This is a genomic window from Haloplanus rubicundus, from assembly GCF_003342675.1.
Taxonomy (GTDB): Archaea; Halobacteriota; Halobacteria; order Halobacteriales; family Haloferacaceae; genus Haloplanus; species Haloplanus rubicundus.
This window is the reverse complement of sequence record NZ_CP031148.1, coordinates 2,485,243-2,503,323: the sequence shown is the minus strand read 5'-3', so window position 1 is coordinate 2,503,323 and position 18,081 is coordinate 2,485,243. Positions and strand designations below refer to the sequence as shown.

Genomic DNA, 18,081 nt, shown 5'->3' with positions numbered 1-18,081 from the left:
ACGGCGCCGATTCCGTGGCCCGCGCGACGACACCGGCCAAAGTTTTAAATAAGAGGTTCGCCACGACACTTATAATGGAACGTCCGAGCCGCCAACGCCAGCGGAGCCAGGAGACGGAACAGGAAGCGGACGAATCCGTTGACTGTCCCGAGTGCGGGTCAGACAACATCGTCACGGACGCGGATCAGGGAGAACTCGTCTGTGACGACTGCGGACTGGTAATCGACGAACGGCAGATCGACCGCGGGCCGGAGTGGCGGGCGTTCAATCACTCCGAGCGCCAGAGCAAGTCCCGCGTCGGCGCGCCCATCACCGAGACGATGCACGACCGCGGGCTGACGACGACCATCGACTGGAAGGACAAGGACGCCTACGGGCGGTCGCTCTCCTCCGAGAAGCGCTCGCAGATGCACCGGCTCCGAAAGTGGCAGGAACGGATTCGGACGAAGGACGCGGGCGAGCGCAACCTCCAGTTCGCGCTCTCGGAGATCGACCGGATGGCCTCCGCGCTCGGCGTGCCCCGGTCGGTGCGTGAGGTGGCCTCGGTGATCTACCGACGCGCGCTCAACGAGGACCTCATCCGCGGGCGCTCCATCGAGGGCGTCGCCACCGCCGCCCTCTACGCCGCCTGCCGACAGGAGGGCATCCCCCGCTCGCTCGACGAGGTGGCCGAAGTCTCCCGCGTCCCGCAGAAGGAGATCGGTCGTACCTACCGCTACATCTCACAGGAGCTCGGACTGGAACTCAAGCCGGTCGATCCCAAGCAGTTCGTCCCTCGGTTCGCCTCGGCGCTCGACCTGAGCGAGGAGGTCCAGGCCAAGGCGACGGAGATCATCGACGTCTCCGCGGAGCAGGGCCTGCTCTCTGGCAAGTCCCCCACGGGCTTCGCCGCCGCCGCCATCTACGCCGCGTCCCTGCTCTGTAACGAGAAGAAGACCCAGCGCGAGGTGGCCGATGTGGCCCAGGTGACCGAGGTTACCATTCGTAATCGGTATCAGGAACAGATCGAGGCGATGGGCTTCCGCTAGCGGACGAAGACGACGACCTCTCGGTTCCACAGCGACAGGCGATACGTGCTCGACTCGTAGCCCTCCAGCCGCGCCGCGAGCGCCGCCCGCCGACTCGCGTCGGCGACGACCACCGGCGGCTGGGACTCCAGCGCGTCGAGACCGGCTTCCTCGCGGACGCCGTCCGTCTCCGCGCCCAGCCGCTCCAGATACCACGGGAGCGGGAGCCGGTTGCCCCACGCGTCGCTCACCGGCGGGCGATCCGGTCGGTCGTCGTACACCGGCACGAACTCGGGACCGTAGAAGAGCACGTCGACCCCGTCGTTGCCCTCGATGGCCGTCGACACGTCGGCGACGAAGGGATCGAGATCGTCCGCCGGCTGGGCGTGGTGAGCGAGGGGATTCTCGGGCGTCGTCGGCCCGTAGGCCGTCCCCGCGGCCGCGACGCCGAGTTGCCCCGCGACGGCCAGGGCGAGCAGCGCCGCGACGGCGACGCCGACGGCGTCGTCGCGGGAGAGCGACCGCGAGGCGTAGCGGCCGAGCAGCCCCACCGCCGCGGCCGCGGGGACGACGGCCGGGGCGACGGTGTGGACGGTCAGCCACGCCGCGCTCTCCTCGGTGATCACCGGGAAGACGAGCAGCGACGCCCCGGCCCAGTAGGCGTGGAAGGCGATCACCGGTCGCGTCTCCCCCCGGCCGTACCGATCCGCGAGAAAGCCCACGGCCGCCAGCCCGACGACCACCGCCGACGCCGCGAGCAGCGTCTCGACGTGCGCGCTCAGGTAGGGGAGCAGTTGGTGTTCGCCCCCCTGTCGCCGGCCGACGACGCGCACCCCGTAGAAGGCGCGGGCCGCGCCGAGAAACGCCGCCTCGACCGCCGCCGGCGACGGACGGATCGAGCCGTCGACGCGTGGCGCGTAGAAGAACAGGTGGACGACGAGGAAGACGCCGACGGCGCCGAGCGCGGAACGGGTGGTGCCACGCAGGCGCTCGACCGCCCGTTCGAGGTGGTCGCGGGCGCCCTCCCCCGCGTCGACGAGGCGGCGCTGGTCGACGGTGAGCGCCGCGGCGGCCAGCCAGCAGAGCAGGTAGCCGACGACGAAAGCCGATGCCGCGACGGCGACGGCGAGCGCCGCGGCACCGAGATAGCGGTAGGGGCGGGCGGCGGCCGCGTCCTCCGCGTCGAGGACGCGAACCGTGCAGCCGACGACGACGAGGCCGAAGACGGCGAGGGGGAGGTCACCCCGCAGGAACCGGCCGTAGTAGAGGAGGGTGGGGCTGACGGCGAGCAAGCCCGCCATGGCGACCGTTTCGGTGTCGGTCAGCCGGTAGCGCGGGGTCGCCGACGCGTCCGCCGACCGCCGCCGCCGGAAGAGCAGAGCGAGAAGCGGCGAGCACCCGCCGACGACGGCGACGACGGCGCGGGCCGTCGCGTCCGTCGCGCCGACGGCACCGAGGACGAACCGCTCGACCACGTAGAGGAAGGGGCCGCCCGCGACGGGGCGGTACTCGAAGGCGCCGGTGTCGAGGAATCGGAGGCTCCAGTAGCCGACGCGCGCCTCGTCCCAGTGGAAGGGCCGGGACCCGAGGCCGACGAAGCGAGCGAGGAGTGCGAGGAGGGTGACGGCGACGACGGCGAGGACGACGCGGTCGACGGGGGCGGACCGTGGCCCCGAACCGTCAGACGGATCGGCCGCTGACATACCGGTCCATCCGCCGGGGCGCGGGTGAACTTTTCGATACGATCACCGACCGATACAAACCGCTGGATGTCGGAGAGTCGATATGGACCTCTTCGGGACCGCGGGCATCCGCGGGGACGTACGGACGGCGGTGACGCCGGAGCTCGCAGTGGCGGTCGGCCGGGCGGTCGCTCGCGACGCGACCGGCGAGGCGTCGAAGACGCCTCGGAACACGGAGGTGGTGATCGGTCGCGACGGCCGAACCACCGGCGGGGCGCTCGCCGCCGCCGTCGAGGCCGGCGTCCGCTCCGGCGGCGCGTCGGTCCGTCGCCTCGGCGTCGTCCCCACCCCCGCCCTCGCTTTCGCCTCGCTGGGGCGTCACGGCGTGATGCTCACCGCCTCGCACAACCCGCCCGGCGACAACGGCATCAAATGTTTCGTCGACGGCGTGGAGTTCGACCGGGAGCGGGAGGGGGAGATAGAGCGCCGCGTCGACGCCGACGCCCCGCCGGTCGAGTGGGACGCGTGGGGCGGGAGCCGGGGGGTGTCGGTTCTCGACGCCTACCGCGCGGCCGTCGGCGACTACGCCCGCGGGTTCGGCGCGCCCCTCGACGGCCTCCCCGTCGCCGTCGACTGCGGCAACGGGATGGGGGCGCTCGCGACGCCCGCGGTCCTCGGCGAACTCGGCGCGTCGGTCGAGACGCTGGAGGCGAACGTCGACGGCCACTTCCCCGGCCGCGAGAGCAAGCCGACGCCGGAGTCCCTGACCGCGCTCCGCCGGTTCGTCGCCGACGGCGACGCTGCCCTCGGGATCGGCCACGACGGCGACGCCGACCGCATCGTGATCGTCGACGGTTCGGGCGAGGTGGTCCACGAGGACACGGTCTTGGCCATCCTCGCGGAGCGATACGTCCGGGCGAGCGACGCCACCAACCCCGTGGTCGTGACGACTCCCAACGCCTCCGCGCGGATCGACGACCGGGTTCGCGAGGCCGGCGGCCGGGTCGAACGCGTCCGCCTCGGCGCCCTCCACGAGGGGGTGGCGCGGGTGCGAGCCGACGGTGGCACCGTCGTCTTCGCGGCCGAGCCGTGGAAACATCTCCACCCCGACTTCGGCGGGTGGATCGACGCCGTCGCCAGCGCAGCCGTCTTCGCCCGCCACGTCGCGAGGGAGGGGCTGGACGGCCTCCGGGCGCCGGTCGCGGAGCGTCCCTACCGGAAGGTGAGCGTCCCCTGTCCCGACGACGCGAAGGCGGCGACGATGGACCGACTGCGGACGACGCTCCCCGAGGCGTTCCCCGAAGCGAGCGTCGACACCGATCACGGCGTTCGCCTCGAACGACCCGACGGCTCGTGGCTACTCGTCCGTCCCAGCGGCACGGAGCCGTACGTCCGTCTGTACGCCGAGAGCGAGGCCGTCGACGACCTCGTGGCGACGGCGCGGGCGGAAATCGAGCGCGCAGTCGAGACGGCAGAGTGACGCCACGGACTGGTCGCTTCGACACTTCCGTCGTCACGCACCCGACGAATCGGGAATAAAGAGTTTTCCCACCGCGGGAGCGACGACTTAGCAATGACTACCCACGAGTACGACGTCGTCGTCGTCGGGGCGGGGACCGCCGGCTGTTACGCCGCGGCCAGCGCCGCTCGTGACGGCCTCGACGTCGTCGTCGTCGAGCGGAAGGACGAGGCGGAGGCGGGCCACATCGCGTGTGGCGACGCGCTCAAGGGCGCGGACGCGTTCCCCGAGGCCATCCCGAAATCGAAGATACAAGATTCGTTCACCAACACCGGCGTCGACCACGGCCGGTTCGAACTCCCCCAGCACGACACGGTGCTCGACATCCCGGTGCCGGGCGAACTCGCCGTCATCGACCGCCACGCGTTCGGCCGTCGCATCATCGAGAGTGCCGAGGCCGCCGGCGCCGAGTTCCACTACGACACCGTCGTCCAGGACGTGGTACAGGACGGCGCCCGCATCACCGGCGTCCGCGGGATTCGGAAGGGCGACCCCGTCACCTACGAGGCCGCGGTGACCGTCGACGCCGCCGGCGCCCTCTCCATCCTGCAGGACAAGGCCGACTTCGAGAGTGCCACCTTCGACACCAACGTCTCCTACTCGCAGTTCTGTTCCGCCTACCGCGAAATCGTCGAGGTGCCCGAGGAAGTCGAGTGGGACGACGCCCTCGTGTTCAAGCCGACCCAGCGCGCCGCGGGCTACCTCTGGTATTTCCCGCGGACGAGCACGACCATCAACGCCGGCCTCGGCTTCCAGATGACCGAGGAGCCGATGAAGTTGGTCGAGGACCTGCGCCGTGACCTCCAGAAGCGCCCCGAGTTCCGGGGCGCGGAAGTCAAGGACAAACTCGGCGCCGCCCTCCCCACTCGCCGCCCGTACGACTCGGCCGTCGCACCGGGCTTCGTCGCCGTCGGCGACGCGGCCGGCCACGTCAACCCGACCACCGGCGGCGGCATCGCGGGCGCCGCCTACGCCGGCACCTACGCCGCCGAGGCCATCGCCGACGCCATCGACGACCCCACCGAGGCCGCGCTCTGGGAGTACAACGAGCGCGTCATGGACCACTTCGGCGGCCGGTACGCCGGTCTGGACGTGTACAACGTCCTCTCGACCGCCGTCGACGTCGACGACCTGATGGGCCTGCTCGCGTCGCTCCCCGGCGAGAAACTCGCGGAAGCTCTATATTCGGGATCGACCTCCATGGGACTCGGCCTGAAGATCAAGAGCGCGATCAAGAGCTTCGGCTACTGGGGGACGATCCTCGATTTCTACCGGACCAAGCAGTTAGCCGAGGAACTGATCGGCCGATACGAGGCGTACCCGTCCGACCCGTCGGGGCTCGCGGCGTGGCAGAACGACCGCGACGACCTGATGGAGCGGGTGTACGAGACGACGGGCGCGGAGCCGAAGTACTAGCCGCCGGCCCCGGCCACCTTGGTCGATGGACCACGGCGAGGATCGGAGACAACGTCACATACGTGTGTTATATTTGTCAAGTATGCATCCGACGCGACGACGCTGTCTCCGCCGTATCGGCGGACCCCTCCTCCTGACCGGCCTCGCCGGTTGTACTGGCGACGGCCCCGGTGGAGCCGACGGCGACGGCGAGGACTCGGCGACCCCGACGGGGACGAGCGGCGAACTGCCTCCGGATACGAACGGGACTGGGACCTGCGGCGACGGTACGAGCGGCACCCGGCCCGCGGGAACCGGCGGTCCGGGCGTGACGCTCGTCTCGGTCGACGCCTGCCCGGCCCTCCCGGTTCGGCCGGCGGTCGAGGTCGTCCGCGAGGCCGCGACCCCCGAGCATCCGCCGCGGCTGCGAACGCGGCTCACGAGCACGGCCGACGAGCCGGTGCGCGTCGGCGAGGGCCGGGCCGTCCACTTCGAACACGTCACGGACGACTCCGGGGCGCTCGTGCTCCTGCCGGGTGACGGCGAGTACCCCGCGACCCCCGACTGCTGGCGGCTGCACGAGGGCATCGCCACGACCGAGGAGTACCGGACGTTCGAGATCGAGCCCGGCGAGTCGAGCAGCCGCCCGGTCGACCTCTACGCGACGCCCGGCGGTGACGGCTGTCTCCCCGTCGGCGAGCATCGCTTCGAGACGACCATCTCCGTCGTCTCCGAGGCGGCCGAACCGGAGTCGTCGGCACGATGGGGGTTCTCGATCCTGCTGGAGTAGGTGTCGGTCACACCGCCTCCCGCCCCAACCGCTCTATCGTCCCGCTGAACACGTCGACTGCGATGCGGATGGTCTCCTCGTCCACGTCGAAGGTGGGGGAGTGGTGGCCGCCGGGGTGGTCGGTGCCGACGCAGACGAAGGAGGCGAGGCCGCCCCGGTCCTGTACGTGTTGCATGAGGTAAGTTGCGTCCTCGCTCCCCCCGAGGTCGTCGCTGTCGAGGATGGAGTCGACGCCCTCGACCCCGCCGGCCACGTCCGCGACGATACCGGCGAGTGCGTCGTCGCTCTCGCCGCCCGGCGCCCGGCCGCCGTACTCCACTTCCACCTCGCAGTCGTACATCTCGGCGGCGGAGCGCAGAATCCGCTGGGCGTGGTCGTCCATGTAGTCCCGTAACTCGGCCGTCTCGCCGCGAACCTCGCCCTCGATGAACGCCTCCTCGGGGACGATGTTCGAGGCGGTGCCGCCGCCGACGAGGCCGGCGTTCACGCGGGTGGCGCCCGCGTCGTGGCGGGGAATGGAATAGAGGTTCTGGATCGCCGTCGCCATCGCCTGCACCGCGTTGCGGCCGCGTTCCGGGTGGCCGCCGGCGTGGGACGATTGGCCCGAGAACTCCGCGCGGAAGTGCTGTTGGGCGAGGAAACCGTCGACGCCCGCCACCACCTCACCGGTCGGGTGATCGAGGCCGACGTGGAGCGCGAGGAGGTACTCCACGTCGTCTAAGTGGCCCCCCTCGGCCATCGGCTCGCCGCCGGAGACGATCTCCTCGCTCGGCTGGAAAAACACCTTGAGCGTGCCCGAGAAGTCGCTCTCGGCGATGGCGTCGATAACGCCGACGCCGACGGTAGCGTGGGCGTCGTGGCCGCAGGCGTGCATGAAGCCCTCGTTCTCGGAGCGAAAGCCCATGCTCGCGGGGTCGTGGTCGTCGGCCTCCGCCTCGGTGATCGGCAGGGCGTCGATGTCGACCCGGAGGCCGACCGTCGGTCCCTCGCCTCGCTCCAGGACCGCGACGAGACCGGTGTAGCCGCCGGCGAGTCGCTCCACGATGTCCTCTCTGGCGCCGGCCTCGACCGCTCGGCGCGTCCACTCGTCGAGTTCGTCGTCGTCGGGGACGCCCCGGCGGTCCTCGGCGAGAACTTCGGGGCCGACGTAGAGTTCGTCGAGCGGGCGTTTCTCGAGTTCGTCGACGAGGCGGGCGGTGGTGTAGAACTCCCGCCACGCGGGTTCGGGATGGCGGTGCAGGTCGCGGCGCAAGTCGAGCAGGTCGTCGGTGACGCTCATACCCTGCCAAGGCGTGGCGGGGGGCATAAGTTGTCCCCCCGTCGAGGGTGGTGCCCGGCTTCGTTCACCTGTTCGGCGACTTCGCCGCCACCGCGCGGTATCGGAACGCCCATGTCGGCGTTTCGAGTAGGGGGCACCGCTTCTCATCGATGACGACCGGACCATCCCGGACGACCCGGCAGACGTGGGGACTCGTCGCCGGCGCCAGCCTCGTCTCCACGGGACTGGCCGCCTACGAGATCGTGCCGGCGAGCGTGACGCCGCTCGTCCGCGAGTCGCTGCGGATCGACTCGACCGCCGCCGGACTCCTGGTCGGCGTCATGTTCGGCACGGCGGTGGTGACGAGCCTCCCGGCCGGCGCGGCCCTCGACCGCGCCGACTCCCGGACCGCGATGGCCGTCGCGACGCTGGCGCTGTTCGTCGCCGGGGGCTGGGGGTGGCTCGCGGGACGGAACGGCGACTACCGGTCGATACTCGCCTCGCGGGCGCTCGGCGGCGTCGCCTACGTCGTCGTCTGGAACGCCGGCATCGACATGGTGAGCCGGGCGGTCGACGGCGACAACCGGGCGACGGCCGTGGGCATCTTCACCGCCAGCGGGCCGGTCGGGTTCGCGCTCGGGCAGGGGACGGGGCCGCTCGTCGCCGGGGCGTTCGGCTGGCCCGCCATCTTCCCCGCGTTCACCGGGGTCGCGCTCGTCGGCCTCCTCGTGTTCTGGCCGGCGAGTCGGGGACTCGGACGGAACCGGGACGACGCTCCGTCCGTTCGCGAGTTCGGCGCCGTCCTCCGCGACCGGACCGTCTGGACCGTCGGGGCGCTCGGGTTTCTCGGCTACGCGCTGTACCTCTTCGTGAACACTTGGGGGTCGTCGTATCTCTCCACGGAGGTCGGCCTCTCGCTGGCGCTGAGCGGACTCCTCGTCGCCGTGTTCCCCGCCATCGGCGTCGTCTCCCGCATCAGCAGCGGGCTGCTCTCCGACCGGCTGTTCGGCGGTCGTCGCCGGCCGGTCGTCCTCGGGTCGTTCGGCCTCGCGGCCCCGCTCGTGCTGGGATTCACCCGCCTCGACTCGATCCCGCTGCTCCTCGTGGTCCTGCTGCTCACCGGGTTCGCGATCCAGCTCACCCTGGGGCTGTCGTTCACGTACGTTCGGGAACTGGTCGAATCCCGCGTCGCCGCGACTGCCGTGGCCTTCCAGACGAGCGTCGGACTGGCGGGCGCGTTCGTCGCCCCGACCGCGGGCGGTGCCGTCGTCGACGCCGCCGGCTTCGACGCGGCGTTCGCGCTCGCCGGCCTCCTCGCCGTCTGTGGCGTCGTCCTGGCGTGGCGGGCACCGGAGCCGGCGAATCGGTGATCGCCGCCGGACCGGTTCCGGACCATTTTACTCGGTCCGCGGGCGACGTGCGCCCGCATGAGCGAACACGACTTACCCGACGACCCGCCAGATGCGTCGCGCATCCAATTTTACGGCGGCCGGGGCATGAGCGCCCTCCCGCTCGCCGTCTTCATCGTCTGGGCCATCGTCCAGAGCGGCCTCCTCGGCATCGGCGATACGTCCGGCCTCGTCATCGGCATGCTCGTCGGCCTCATCGTCGGCATGCTGTTCGTGAAGGGGAACTGGAAGAGCTACGCGGACACCATCTTCGAGGGGATGACCCAGCGCGTGGCCGCCACCGCGGTGGTCGCGTGGCTCTGGGCCGGCATGTTCGCCGACACCATCCAGGCCGGCGGCTTCGTCGACGGCCTCGTCTGGGCCTCCTCGGCCGCGAACGTCGGCGCGGCGCTCTTCCCGGCGCTCACGTTCATCTTCGCCGCGCTGCTGGCGACGGGCATCGGCACCGGCTACGGCACCGCCGTCGCCTTCACGAGCCTCGTCTTCCCCGCGGGCGTCTTGCTGGGCGCCGACCCCGTCCTGATGTTCGGCGCCATCCTCTCGGGGGCCGTCTTCGGCGACAACCTCGCGCCCGTCTCCGACACCACCATCGTGAGCGCGGTGACGCAGGACGCCGACATCGGCGGTGTCGTCGCCTCGCGGTTCAAGTACGCCCTCGTCGCCGCGGTCCTCGCGCTGGCGAGCTACATCGTCGCCGGGGGGGCGATGGCGGGCGAACCGCTCGACGTGGGCGCCAGCGCCGCGGCGGGCGCCGGCCCCCTCGGCCTCGTCCACCTCGCCTCCATCGCCATCGTCATCGGGACCGCGGTGCAGGGGCGCCACATCATCGAAGCCATCTCGTGGGGGCTGATCACCTCGGTCGTCCTCAATCTCGCGCTCGGTCTCGCGCCCGCGTCGGCGATGCTCGTCTTCCGCTCCACGTCCGAGTCGGGGGTCGCGGCGACCCTGAACGGTCTCCCCGTCCTCGGCGCCCTGATCGAGGTGTCGCCCGACGCCACGAGCGCCGTCGGCGGCAGCCTCTACACCGGCGCGCTCGGGTTCTTCCCGCTCATCGTCCTCGTCCTCCTCATCGTCGGCGCGGCGCAGGTGATGCGCGCCGGCGGCGGCTTCGCCGCCATCGAGGAGTGGCTGCTGGAGAACGTCGCGACCACCGTCCGCCGAGCGGAGACGACCATGGTCATCGGCACCGCCATCGTCAACGCGACCATCACGATCAACACGGCGGCCGAAATCGCCATCGCGCCCTTCATCCGCACGCTCGGTCAGCGGTTCAACATCAACGGCTACCGCCGCGCCAACATCTTGGACGCCAACACGTCCGCGCTCGGCTACATCTTCCCGTGGGGCGGGGGCGTCCTCGCCGGCTACGCGGCGATGATCCAACTGCCCCAGCAGTTCGACTGGTTCACCGAGGCGATGCTCGCCAACCCCGCCGCGGTGTGGCCCTACGTCTTCCACGGCTGGTTCCTCGTCGCCGTCTTCCTCGTCGCGGCGTGGACCGGCTACGGGCTGGAGTACGTTCCCGACCGGCAGAGCGAGGAGGTGGCGCGCGTATGAACCTCGGCAAGCTGTTCGCGGGCTGGACGTTCCGGACGAACCGACCGACGTACGCCGTCGGCGACGAACTCACTGCCTTCGTCACGGGCTACGAGGACGGCGTTGCACAGGTTCGGATCGGCGATACGATCATCACGCTCGCCGACGCCGACCGGGGACTCGACGACCGACTCGTCCGCCTGCGCGTCACCGAGTTCGACGCCGACGACGCGACGGGCAGCGGCGAACTGCTGGGCGTCGTCGACGACGCGTAGAACCGGTCAGTCCCGTCCTTGGCCGAGCGGTTTCTTGCGGTCGACTTCGATTTCGACGTGGACGTGCTCCGGGAAGTCCATGTGGCCGACCCGACCGGCCACCTCGTCGTTGCCGTGAATCTCCAGCCGGCGGGTGTAGGTGGTGTAGGTCCACGCAGGGAATCGGTCGCCGGGGCCGAGCGTTCGATACTGCGGGACGGTGAGTCGCTCCGGCGGCGCGGAGTGGGGTCCCTTGCACTCGGCGCCCTTGCGCTCGACCAGCTCCTTGATGTCGGTGACGAGCCCCTCGAGGGCGTCCCGGTCGCCGCTCTGGAAGCTGAGTTTGGTGACGAAGGCCATCGGTATACTCCACCCTGCGCGCTCGATGCCCAAAAGCGCACCCGTCCGCCCGGCGCGCTTCCGGGCTTGAAATCTTTATACGTTGTGACCGTTTACTGCCGGTAATGACGGTCGAAGCGACCAGTGCTGGAGCCATCCTCTTCCGCGACACCCGCGGCCACCGGGAGTATCTCCTCCTGAAGAGCCGTCCGGGGGACTGGGAGTTCCCCAAAGGCGGGGTCGAAGGCGACGAGGAGCTTCAGCAGACTGCGATCAGGGAGGTTAGCGAGGAAGCCGGCATCGAGGACTTTCGCCTCATCGACGGTTTCCGCGAGGAGTACGACTACGTCTTCGAGGCCGGTGGCAACACCATCCACAAGACGGTCCACCTGTTCATCGCCCGCTCGTTCGAGGCGAGCGCCGAACTCTCGAACGAACACCGCGACCTGCAGTGGCGCGACTACGAGCAGGCGATCAACACCATCACGCAGGACGGCCCCCGCGAAATCCTCGAACAGGCCCACGAGTATCTCGACGAACTCGTCGACGAGGCGGAGGCCGCAGAGGGTGGACGGACGTATCTCGGCTAGCCCGTGATACGGGGAGTCGTACCTGTGTACTGCTGGCTCGCCGAACCACCGTGGCGAATCCGCGGTACTGACGTCCGACTACCCGTATGACCTACCCCGGCGACGCCGAGTTCGGCTTCGAACTCGTCACCTGCCGCTGGGCCGAGCGCGCGTGGCCGCCGGACCGCGAGACGGACGCCGTCCCCGTCGTCGCCCGCCAACTCGGCACGCAGCGGCGGCGCTGGGACACCGTCGTCGTCGAGGCCGATCCCGACGCCCTCGACGCCCGCGCCCAGTTCGGCGAACGAGCGCTCGATTCGGACCTCCTGCATATCGTCCGGAACGCCCCCGCGGAGTGGGCGTGGTACCGCGACGCCCTCCCCGACCCGGGCTACCCGTGGCGCTACGTCCGCGCCGCGGTCCACCGCGCCGACGCACGGGGAATAGTCGAGACGCGGCGACGGGGGAATCGCATCGAGATTCGGCGGATCGCCCCCTACCCCGACTGGGTGCGCCGGATCGTGGCCGTCGAGAACAAACCGGATCTTGACGCCAGCGCGGCGCGGGCGCTCGCCGACCAACTCGACCACGACGTGCACACTGCGCTCGCCGACGAGGTGTGGGTCGCCACCGCCGCCACGGGCGCGACGGTCGAACCCGCCCTGCTCGAGGACCTGCCGGTCGAGGCGGGCGTGTTGGCGCTCGATTTCGCCGGCCCCGAGGCGACGGTGGCGTGGCACCCCGCGACGCTCGACCCGACGAGCGACACGTCGATGCCGGCCGACGAGAAGGCGGACAAGCGCCTCGAAATCGCCGAGCGGGCGTACGGCTCGGGGTGGCGATCCTACGTCGAGACGATGCGCTCGGACTGCCGGTGGTTCGAACTCCGTGACCGCGCCGACGCCTTCGTCCCCTGGTGTGTGGCGAAGTCGTGTCACCAGACGGCCGCGGCGTGTTCGGGCTCCTGTCCCGAGTTCCAGCCCGAGCCGCCGGCGTGGCGCACCCGCGGGTGGCCCATCGAGGGGGGACCGGGCAAGGGGATCGAACGACTGTTGGCGGACCGGCGGCGACGGCGGCGCTAGACGACTTCGACGTCGACGTCGTCGCGCTCGACGGTCAGTTTGAACGTCGGGACGGTGCGGTAGACGACTTCGACGACGCCCTTTCGCCGGAGGCTCTGGAGTGCCTCCCGGACCGCGTCCACCTCGGGGTCGGCGTCGAACGCCTCGCGCACCTTGTGGAGGACGCTCACGACGCTCTCGGAGCGCTCGTCGGGGCCGGCGACCACCTCGAACACCTGCGCTTCGAGTTCGGGGACGCGGATGACGTCGACGCCGTCCTCGTCGCCCTCGACGCCCGGTTCGACGCCCGTGAGTTCGGCCGCCTCCGGCGTCGCGCAGATGTAGCTGTCCTCGTTGCGGTAGTAGTAGTCGCTCAGGTGTCCTTCCAGGTAGCCGTGGACCTCGCTCCCGCTCTCCATCCCCCACTGCTCCTGCAGTTCCTTGTTCTTCGTCGGCTGGAGGCGGACGACGTCCGCCAGCCGCTCGCGTTCCGCTGCCGACAGTGTCATCGGCCGCCGATTCGGGCGTCCCCCATATCCGTGTTCCGCTCTCCGGCCCCGTCGACGTGCCGCGCCCAGAGGACGAGGACCGAGGGGAGGACGACGATGGACGTGAGGTAGGCGTAGAGGACGCTGAGAGCGATCAACACCCCGAACACGCCGACGGCGGGGTTGAGCGCGAGCGCGAGGACGCCGACGCCGAACACCGTCGTCAGCATGCTGCCGGTGAGCGCGCCGCCGGTGCCGACCACGGTCCGCCGGAGCGCCGGGTAGAGGTCACGCTCGGTGTACTCGTCGACGAACCGGTGGACGACGTGGACGGAGTAGTCGATGCCGAGACCGACGGCGATGGCGAGGATGGTTCCGTTGATGGCGTTGAAGCTGATGCCGAACGCGCGCATCGACGCGACGAGCGCGACGACGGTGACCAGAATCGGGACGACGTTGGCGACGCCGAGCGACGGGCGACCCTCCACGACCCAGTAGACGACGATCAGGAACAGCGCCGCCCCCAGAAGCGTCAGGGCGAGACTCTGGATCACGGTTTCGAGCACCAGCGCCAGCGCCTCGTCGAAGATGACGGCGTTGCCGGTCGGCTGGGCTTCGTACTCCATATCCGACGCCACGCGGTACGCGTCGTCGGTGATGGCGTCGTTCGGTTCGTCGCCGTCGACGGTGTAGACGACGAGCGCGCTCCGTCGATCCTCGCTCAGGAAGCCCGAGAGGTCGTCCTCACCGGTCGACTCCTCCATCGCGGCGTACACCTGCGACAGGTCGTCGTCGGGGATGCCGTCGTCGTCGCGGTCGTTGCGCTCGACGACCCGCCGAACCTCCGGATCGGTGCGCGTCCGCGCCCGGATCAGCGTCGCGATGCTCTGGGAGTCGGCGTACGTCCCGTCGCGAACGAACGTCGGTGGCGGGTCCCGGCCCGCTCGATGGAGGCGTTCGAGCGCGGTGTCCTCGCGCATCGGTCCCTCGACGTACAGCAGGAGCCGATCCTCCTGCTCGAAGTTCGCCTCCCGGAAGTCGTCGATTTTCACGTACTCGAACTCGGCGGGCGGGCGAATGGGTTCGGGGAGGGTCTGGAGATAGCCCGGCGTCTCCGCCGCCGGCTGGAAGTCGTCCGGGCTGAAGCCGGTGTCGACGCCCGTCGCGTAGACGCCGGCACCCGCCGTCGTGAGGAGGACGAGGATCACGAACAGCGCCGGCGCCCGCTCCGCGACGGTGACGCCACCGGCGAGGAGTCGCCCCAGCGGCGACGACTCCGATCCGAACGGCGTCTGCGTTATCGTTGGGATCGGATACCGCTCCCGGAGGCGGTCGACGGACACCTTCGTCGCGGGGACGAAGACGCCGAAGATGAGGAAGGTAAAGACGATGCCGGCCGCGGCGGTTACCCCGAAATCGCGCGTCGGCGGGAAGGCGCTGACGACGTTCGAGAGAAAGCCGATGGCGGAGGTGCCCATCACGATGAAGAAGGCGACGCTCACCTGATCGGTCGTCAGCCGCATCGATTCCGCGACGCCCCGGCCTTCGACGCGCTCCTCGCGGTAGCGGTTGATCGCGTGGATGCCGAAGTCGATGCCGACGGCGATCAAGATGGGGGGGACGGCGATCAGGAGGACGGCGAACGGGATGCCGACCAGACCGATGAACCCGAACGTCCAGATCAGAGTCATGACGATGCCCGCGAGACCGATCAGGAGGTCGACGAGGTCACGGTACGCGACGGCCAGCATGAGCACGATCAGGACGAGTGCGATGGGCAACACCACGGTCAGCGTCGTCGTCGTCGTGTCGGGGGGCGTCCCTTGGACGCGGATGGTCGAGGTGGTCGCCGCCGCGGCGACCAGCCGTTTCGTCCGCTGCTCCTTGTTCGGGGGGAACTCCGAGGCGCCGCCGGGGCCGCCCTCGCTCCCGGCGCCCGGCCCGGCCCGGTGGGTGACCGTCGCTTCCATGGCCGACGCGGACGCCGACCGTCGGTTGAAGTCCGTGCTCAGCCGGGACCGGAAGGTCCCGCGGTCACCGTCGGCCGCGGCCCGGCGGACGGCCGCGTCGATTTCGCCCGGCGTCGACCGTTCGACCGCCCGAATCTGCGCGTCGAGGGTCGTCGCGTTCGGGTCGAGGGTGCGGGCCACCCGCCGTGCCGGGCTCTCGGTGTCCTCGACCCGGAGCGGGTCGCTCTCGGAGATTCGCTCCTGGCTGCGGAGCATGTCGAGCAGTGCGGGCTTCGAGAGGACGTTCTGGTCGCTCTGGACCAGCGTCGTCGTCGTGTTCACCTGTGAGAAACTCCGGTCGAAGTCCTGCTGGACCTGCTCCAGCGCCTGATATGAGGGGAGCTCCTCGACGAACTGCTGCTGGCCGCTCTCGGTTTCGATGCTGCCGAGGCCGCCGGCGAAGGCCATCGTCGCGACCAGAAACAGGAGGATGACGGTACGGGAGTGGTCGACGATGTACGAATCGACCCGATCGATCAGCCACTGGTAGTTCATCGGTGTCTGGTGGGATTCGTGCCCGTGACACGGGGAGCGGGGTGTCGGACGCGGGGACGCCGTGGGTGTCGCACAGTCCGTCCCGAGCCTTAAAACTGCGCCGGCACGCTCCGGTCACCCCGAACGTTTACGCCCGTGGCCATCATCGGAGCGGGCGTGTCTTGGAACACCGTTACGCTCGACGTTGCCGACGGCGTCGCCCGGCTCACGGTCGACCGGCCCGACGCGCTGAACGCCATGAACAGCGAGACGCTCGACGAAATCGGCGACGCCATCGCCGAGGCCGAACGCGAGGAGGCGCGCGTCCTCGTCCTCACGGGTGCGGGCGACGACGCGTTCATCGCCGGCGCCGACATCGACTACATGAAGGAGTTCTCGACGCCGGAGGCGCTGGCCTACGCCGAACGCGGGCAGGACGTCGTTCGCGACCTGCTCTCCTATCCCGGCGTCACCATCGCGGCCATCAACGGCTACGCCTTCGGCGGCGGCTGTGAGTTCGCGCTCGCCTGTGACCTCCGGGTGGCGAGCGAGCGGGCCGTCATCGGACAGACCGAAATCGACCTCGGCATCATCCCCGGCTGGGGCGGGACGCAGCTCCTCCAGCGACTCGTCCCCGACGAGACGGCGCGCCGGCTGATCCTCTTCGGCGAGCGCCTCGACGCGAGCGACGCCCACGAACGGGGGCTGATCGGCGAGGTGGTCGCCCACGACGAGCTCTACGACCACGTCGACGAGATGGCCGCGGAGCTGGCCGCGAAACCTCGGCACGCCCTCTACGCCGCCAAGGAGTCGCTCAACGCCTTCCACGAGGGCGGTATCGAGTCGGGACTGAACGTTGAGCGGCGGGCCTGGAGCGGCCTGTTCGGCACGCCGGACCAGCGCGAGGGGATGGCGGCGTTCGTCGAGAAGCGCGATCCGGAGTTCGAGTAACGGTCTGGCCGACCGCGCCGGAGGAAACACCTTCGGGCGCTCAGTCCCCCCGCGTCGACTCCGACCACGGCCACGCTCCCGGCTCGGGGTCGCCCGTCTCCGCCACCTGCGTCCACACCACACAGAGCGCGAGCGTCGCCAGCGCGCCCGCGACGAGGAAGGGGACGGCGAAGCCGAAGCGTTCCAGATAGCCGGAGGCGAGCGGGCCGATGGCGACGCCGAGGCCGAACGCCATCGTCAGGGTGGAGAGGGTGGTGCCGGACTCACCCTCGCGCGCCAGGTCACCGGCGACGGCGAGCGAGGGGGCAAACACGAGGGCGACGGCGACGCCGAGGAGAAAGCGGGTGAGCGTCATCAGTTCGGGCGTGAGGACGTAGCCCTGTGCGACGGTGGTGGGGACGAGGAGGCAGAAGCCGGCGAGCAGGAAGGGTCGGCGGCCGTAGCGGTCGGCGCCGCGCCCGACCGGAATCTGGAAGGCGACGTTGGCGAGGGTGACGGCGCCGAACTGCAGGCCGAACCAGAGCGTGTCCTGTCCCAGTCGGTCGTTGATCCGGCCCTCCAGCGTGGCGAACATGGCGATGCAGATGCCCATGGCGACGGTGCCGAGGCCGAGCGCGAACACCGGGTCGAGGAGCCGGTCGTCGCCGCGAACGGTCACGGAGAGGTCGTCGCTCGCGTCGGCGGCGGGGCGGTCGGGGTCGGAGACGAACGCCCAGACGGTGAGGAAGCTGACCGCCGCGCCCGCGACGGCGACAGCGAAGGCGGCGTCGAACCCGCGTGCCTCGACGACGAGGCCGGCGACGATGGGGCCGAACCCGAAGCCTATCAGGCGGAAGGTGTTGAAGACGCCGAAGTTGCTCCCGCGGTCCCGTCCCGTCGCGAGTTCGTTCACCAGGGCGACGGTACAGGGGATGGTGAAGGCGGCGCCGATACCCTGCACGACGCGGAGGACGACCACAAGCCAGTACGACGAGACGAGGGCGTACGCGCCGCTCGCGCCGCCGAGCAGGAGGAGACCGAGGAGGATGAAGGCCCGTCGGCGCCCCGTCCGGTCCGAGAGCCGGCCGGTGAACGGCTGGGAGAAGCTGTTGAGAAAGCCAAAGAGCGAAAGGACGAGACCGACGAGCAGGTACTCCGTGACGGTCACCGAGAGGCCGAACGCGGCGAGTCGAGTGCCGACGAGCGCCTCGATGGGGACCTGTCCGCTCGCGATGTAGAGCGGGAGGACGACGATGAGAAAGGAGTTGCCGATGGCGTCGGCCATCCGCGCCAGCCCCAGCGCGAACACGCGGCGGTCGAGGTCCAACACGCCCATCCGGTAGACGCTTCGACTCGACGGC

Annotated in this window: 16 protein-coding genes; 10 read left to right on the top strand and 6 right to left on the bottom strand. The window is 70.3% G+C overall.

Annotated features, from left to right (window positions below; all coding sequences use genetic code 11):
* Positions 1–74: 74 nt before the first annotated feature.
* Positions 75–1,028, top strand: coding sequence for a transcription initiation factor IIB (locus DU484_RS13885; RefSeq protein WP_114449882.1), 954 nt, complete (start codon positions 75–77; stop codon positions 1,026–1,028).
* On the opposite strand, the gene DU484_RS13880 is transcribed toward DU484_RS13885, so the two are convergent.
* Entirely contained in the window at positions 1,025–2,710 is a 1,686-nt protein-coding gene (locus DU484_RS13880; RefSeq protein WP_114586559.1) for a flippase activity-associated protein Agl23, read from the bottom strand. The genes DU484_RS13885 and DU484_RS13880 overlap by 4 nt on opposite strands.
* An 82-nt stretch (positions 2,711–2,792) precedes the next feature.
* Here DU484_RS13880 and DU484_RS13875 point away from each other — a divergent pair, with 82 nt between their 5' ends.
* From DU484_RS13875 to DU484_RS13865, 3 genes are all read left to right on the top strand, one after another.
* Positions 2,793–4,169: a phosphohexomutase domain-containing protein gene (locus DU484_RS13875; protein ID WP_114606237.1), complete on the top strand. Its 1,377-nt coding sequence runs from the start codon at positions 2,793–2,795 to the stop codon at positions 4,167–4,169.
* A gap of 93 nt (positions 4,170–4,262) precedes the next feature.
* Complete coding sequence (locus DU484_RS13870) at positions 4,263–5,624, top strand: geranylgeranyl reductase family protein (protein WP_114586557.1); 1,362 nt, start codon at positions 4,263–4,265, stop codon at positions 5,622–5,624.
* A gap of 82 nt (positions 5,625–5,706) precedes the next feature.
* On the top strand, positions 5,707–6,393 hold the full coding sequence (locus DU484_RS13865) for a hypothetical protein (protein ID WP_114606236.1): 687 nt from the start codon (positions 5,707–5,709) through the stop codon (positions 6,391–6,393).
* Positions 6,394–6,400: 7 nt separating this feature from the next.
* On the opposite strand, the gene DU484_RS13860 is transcribed toward DU484_RS13865, so the two are convergent.
* Positions 6,401–7,672 (bottom strand): amidohydrolase, encoded by a 1,272-nt coding sequence (locus DU484_RS13860; protein ID WP_114586555.1) that lies wholly within the window; start codon positions 7,670–7,672, stop codon positions 6,401–6,403.
* Positions 7,673–7,821: 149 nt separating this feature from the next.
* Here DU484_RS13860 and DU484_RS13855 point away from each other — a divergent pair, with 149 nt between their 5' ends.
* The 3 genes from DU484_RS13855 to DU484_RS13845 are packed head-to-tail and all read left to right on the top strand — an operon-like array spanning position 7,822 to position 10,871.
* Complete coding sequence (locus DU484_RS13855; protein WP_114606235.1) at positions 7,822–9,021, top strand: MFS transporter; 1,200 nt, start codon at positions 7,822–7,824, stop codon at positions 9,019–9,021.
* Positions 9,022–9,078: 57 nt separating this feature from the next.
* Positions 9,079–10,617 (top strand): Na+/H+ antiporter NhaC family protein, encoded by a 1,539-nt coding sequence (locus DU484_RS13850; RefSeq protein WP_114606234.1) that lies wholly within the window; start codon positions 9,079–9,081, stop codon positions 10,615–10,617.
* Positions 10,614–10,871 carry a DUF7513 family protein gene (locus DU484_RS13845; RefSeq protein WP_114606233.1) on the top strand — a complete coding sequence of 86 codons (258 nt, stop codon included), beginning with the start codon at positions 10,614–10,616 and terminating at the stop codon, positions 10,869–10,871. Before DU484_RS13850 ends, DU484_RS13845 begins: the two co-directional genes overlap by 4 nt.
* 6 nt (positions 10,872–10,877) lie before the next feature.
* On the opposite strand, the gene DU484_RS13840 is transcribed toward DU484_RS13845, so the two are convergent.
* Complete coding sequence (locus DU484_RS13840) at positions 10,878–11,210, bottom strand: uS10/mL48 family ribosomal protein (RefSeq protein WP_114586551.1); 333 nt, start codon at positions 11,208–11,210, stop codon at positions 10,878–10,880.
* A 104-nt stretch (positions 11,211–11,314) separates the two neighbouring features.
* On the opposite strand from DU484_RS13840, the gene DU484_RS13835 reads away from it, so the two are divergent.
* Positions 11,315–11,779 carry a bis(5'-nucleosyl)-tetraphosphatase gene (locus DU484_RS13835; protein WP_114586550.1) on the top strand — a complete coding sequence of 155 codons (465 nt, stop codon included), beginning with the start codon at positions 11,315–11,317 and terminating at the stop codon, positions 11,777–11,779.
* An 86-nt stretch (positions 11,780–11,865) separates the two neighbouring features.
* Entirely contained in the window at positions 11,866–12,840 is a 975-nt protein-coding gene (locus DU484_RS13830; protein WP_114606232.1) for a DUF5787 family protein, read from the top strand.
* Here the strand turns inward: DU484_RS13830 and DU484_RS13825 are convergent.
* Positions 12,837–13,328, bottom strand: a complete 492-nt coding sequence (locus DU484_RS13825) for a DUF5797 family protein (RefSeq protein ID WP_114606231.1) — start codon at positions 13,326–13,328, stop codon at positions 12,837–12,839. The two genes, DU484_RS13830 and DU484_RS13825, sit on opposite strands and share 4 nt — an antisense overlap.
* Complete coding sequence (locus DU484_RS13820) at positions 13,325–15,811, bottom strand: efflux RND transporter permease subunit (protein WP_114606230.1); 2,487 nt, start codon at positions 15,809–15,811, stop codon at positions 13,325–13,327. Before DU484_RS13820 ends, DU484_RS13825 begins: the two co-directional genes overlap by 4 nt.
* 156 nt (positions 15,812–15,967) lie before the next feature.
* Between DU484_RS13820 and DU484_RS13815 the strand changes: the two genes are divergently transcribed.
* Positions 15,968–16,741: an enoyl-CoA hydratase/isomerase family protein gene (locus tag DU484_RS13815; protein ID WP_114606802.1), complete on the top strand. Its 774-nt coding sequence runs from the start codon at positions 15,968–15,970 to the stop codon at positions 16,739–16,741.
* A gap of 40 nt (positions 16,742–16,781) precedes the next feature.
* Here DU484_RS13815 and DU484_RS13810 read toward each other — a convergent pair whose 3' ends face one another.
* A complete protein-coding gene (locus DU484_RS13810; RefSeq protein ID WP_114586545.1) occupies positions 16,782–18,056 on the bottom strand; it encodes an MFS transporter in 1,275 nt (424 codons plus the stop codon).
* Between the last annotated feature and the right edge of the window lie 25 nt (positions 18,057–18,081).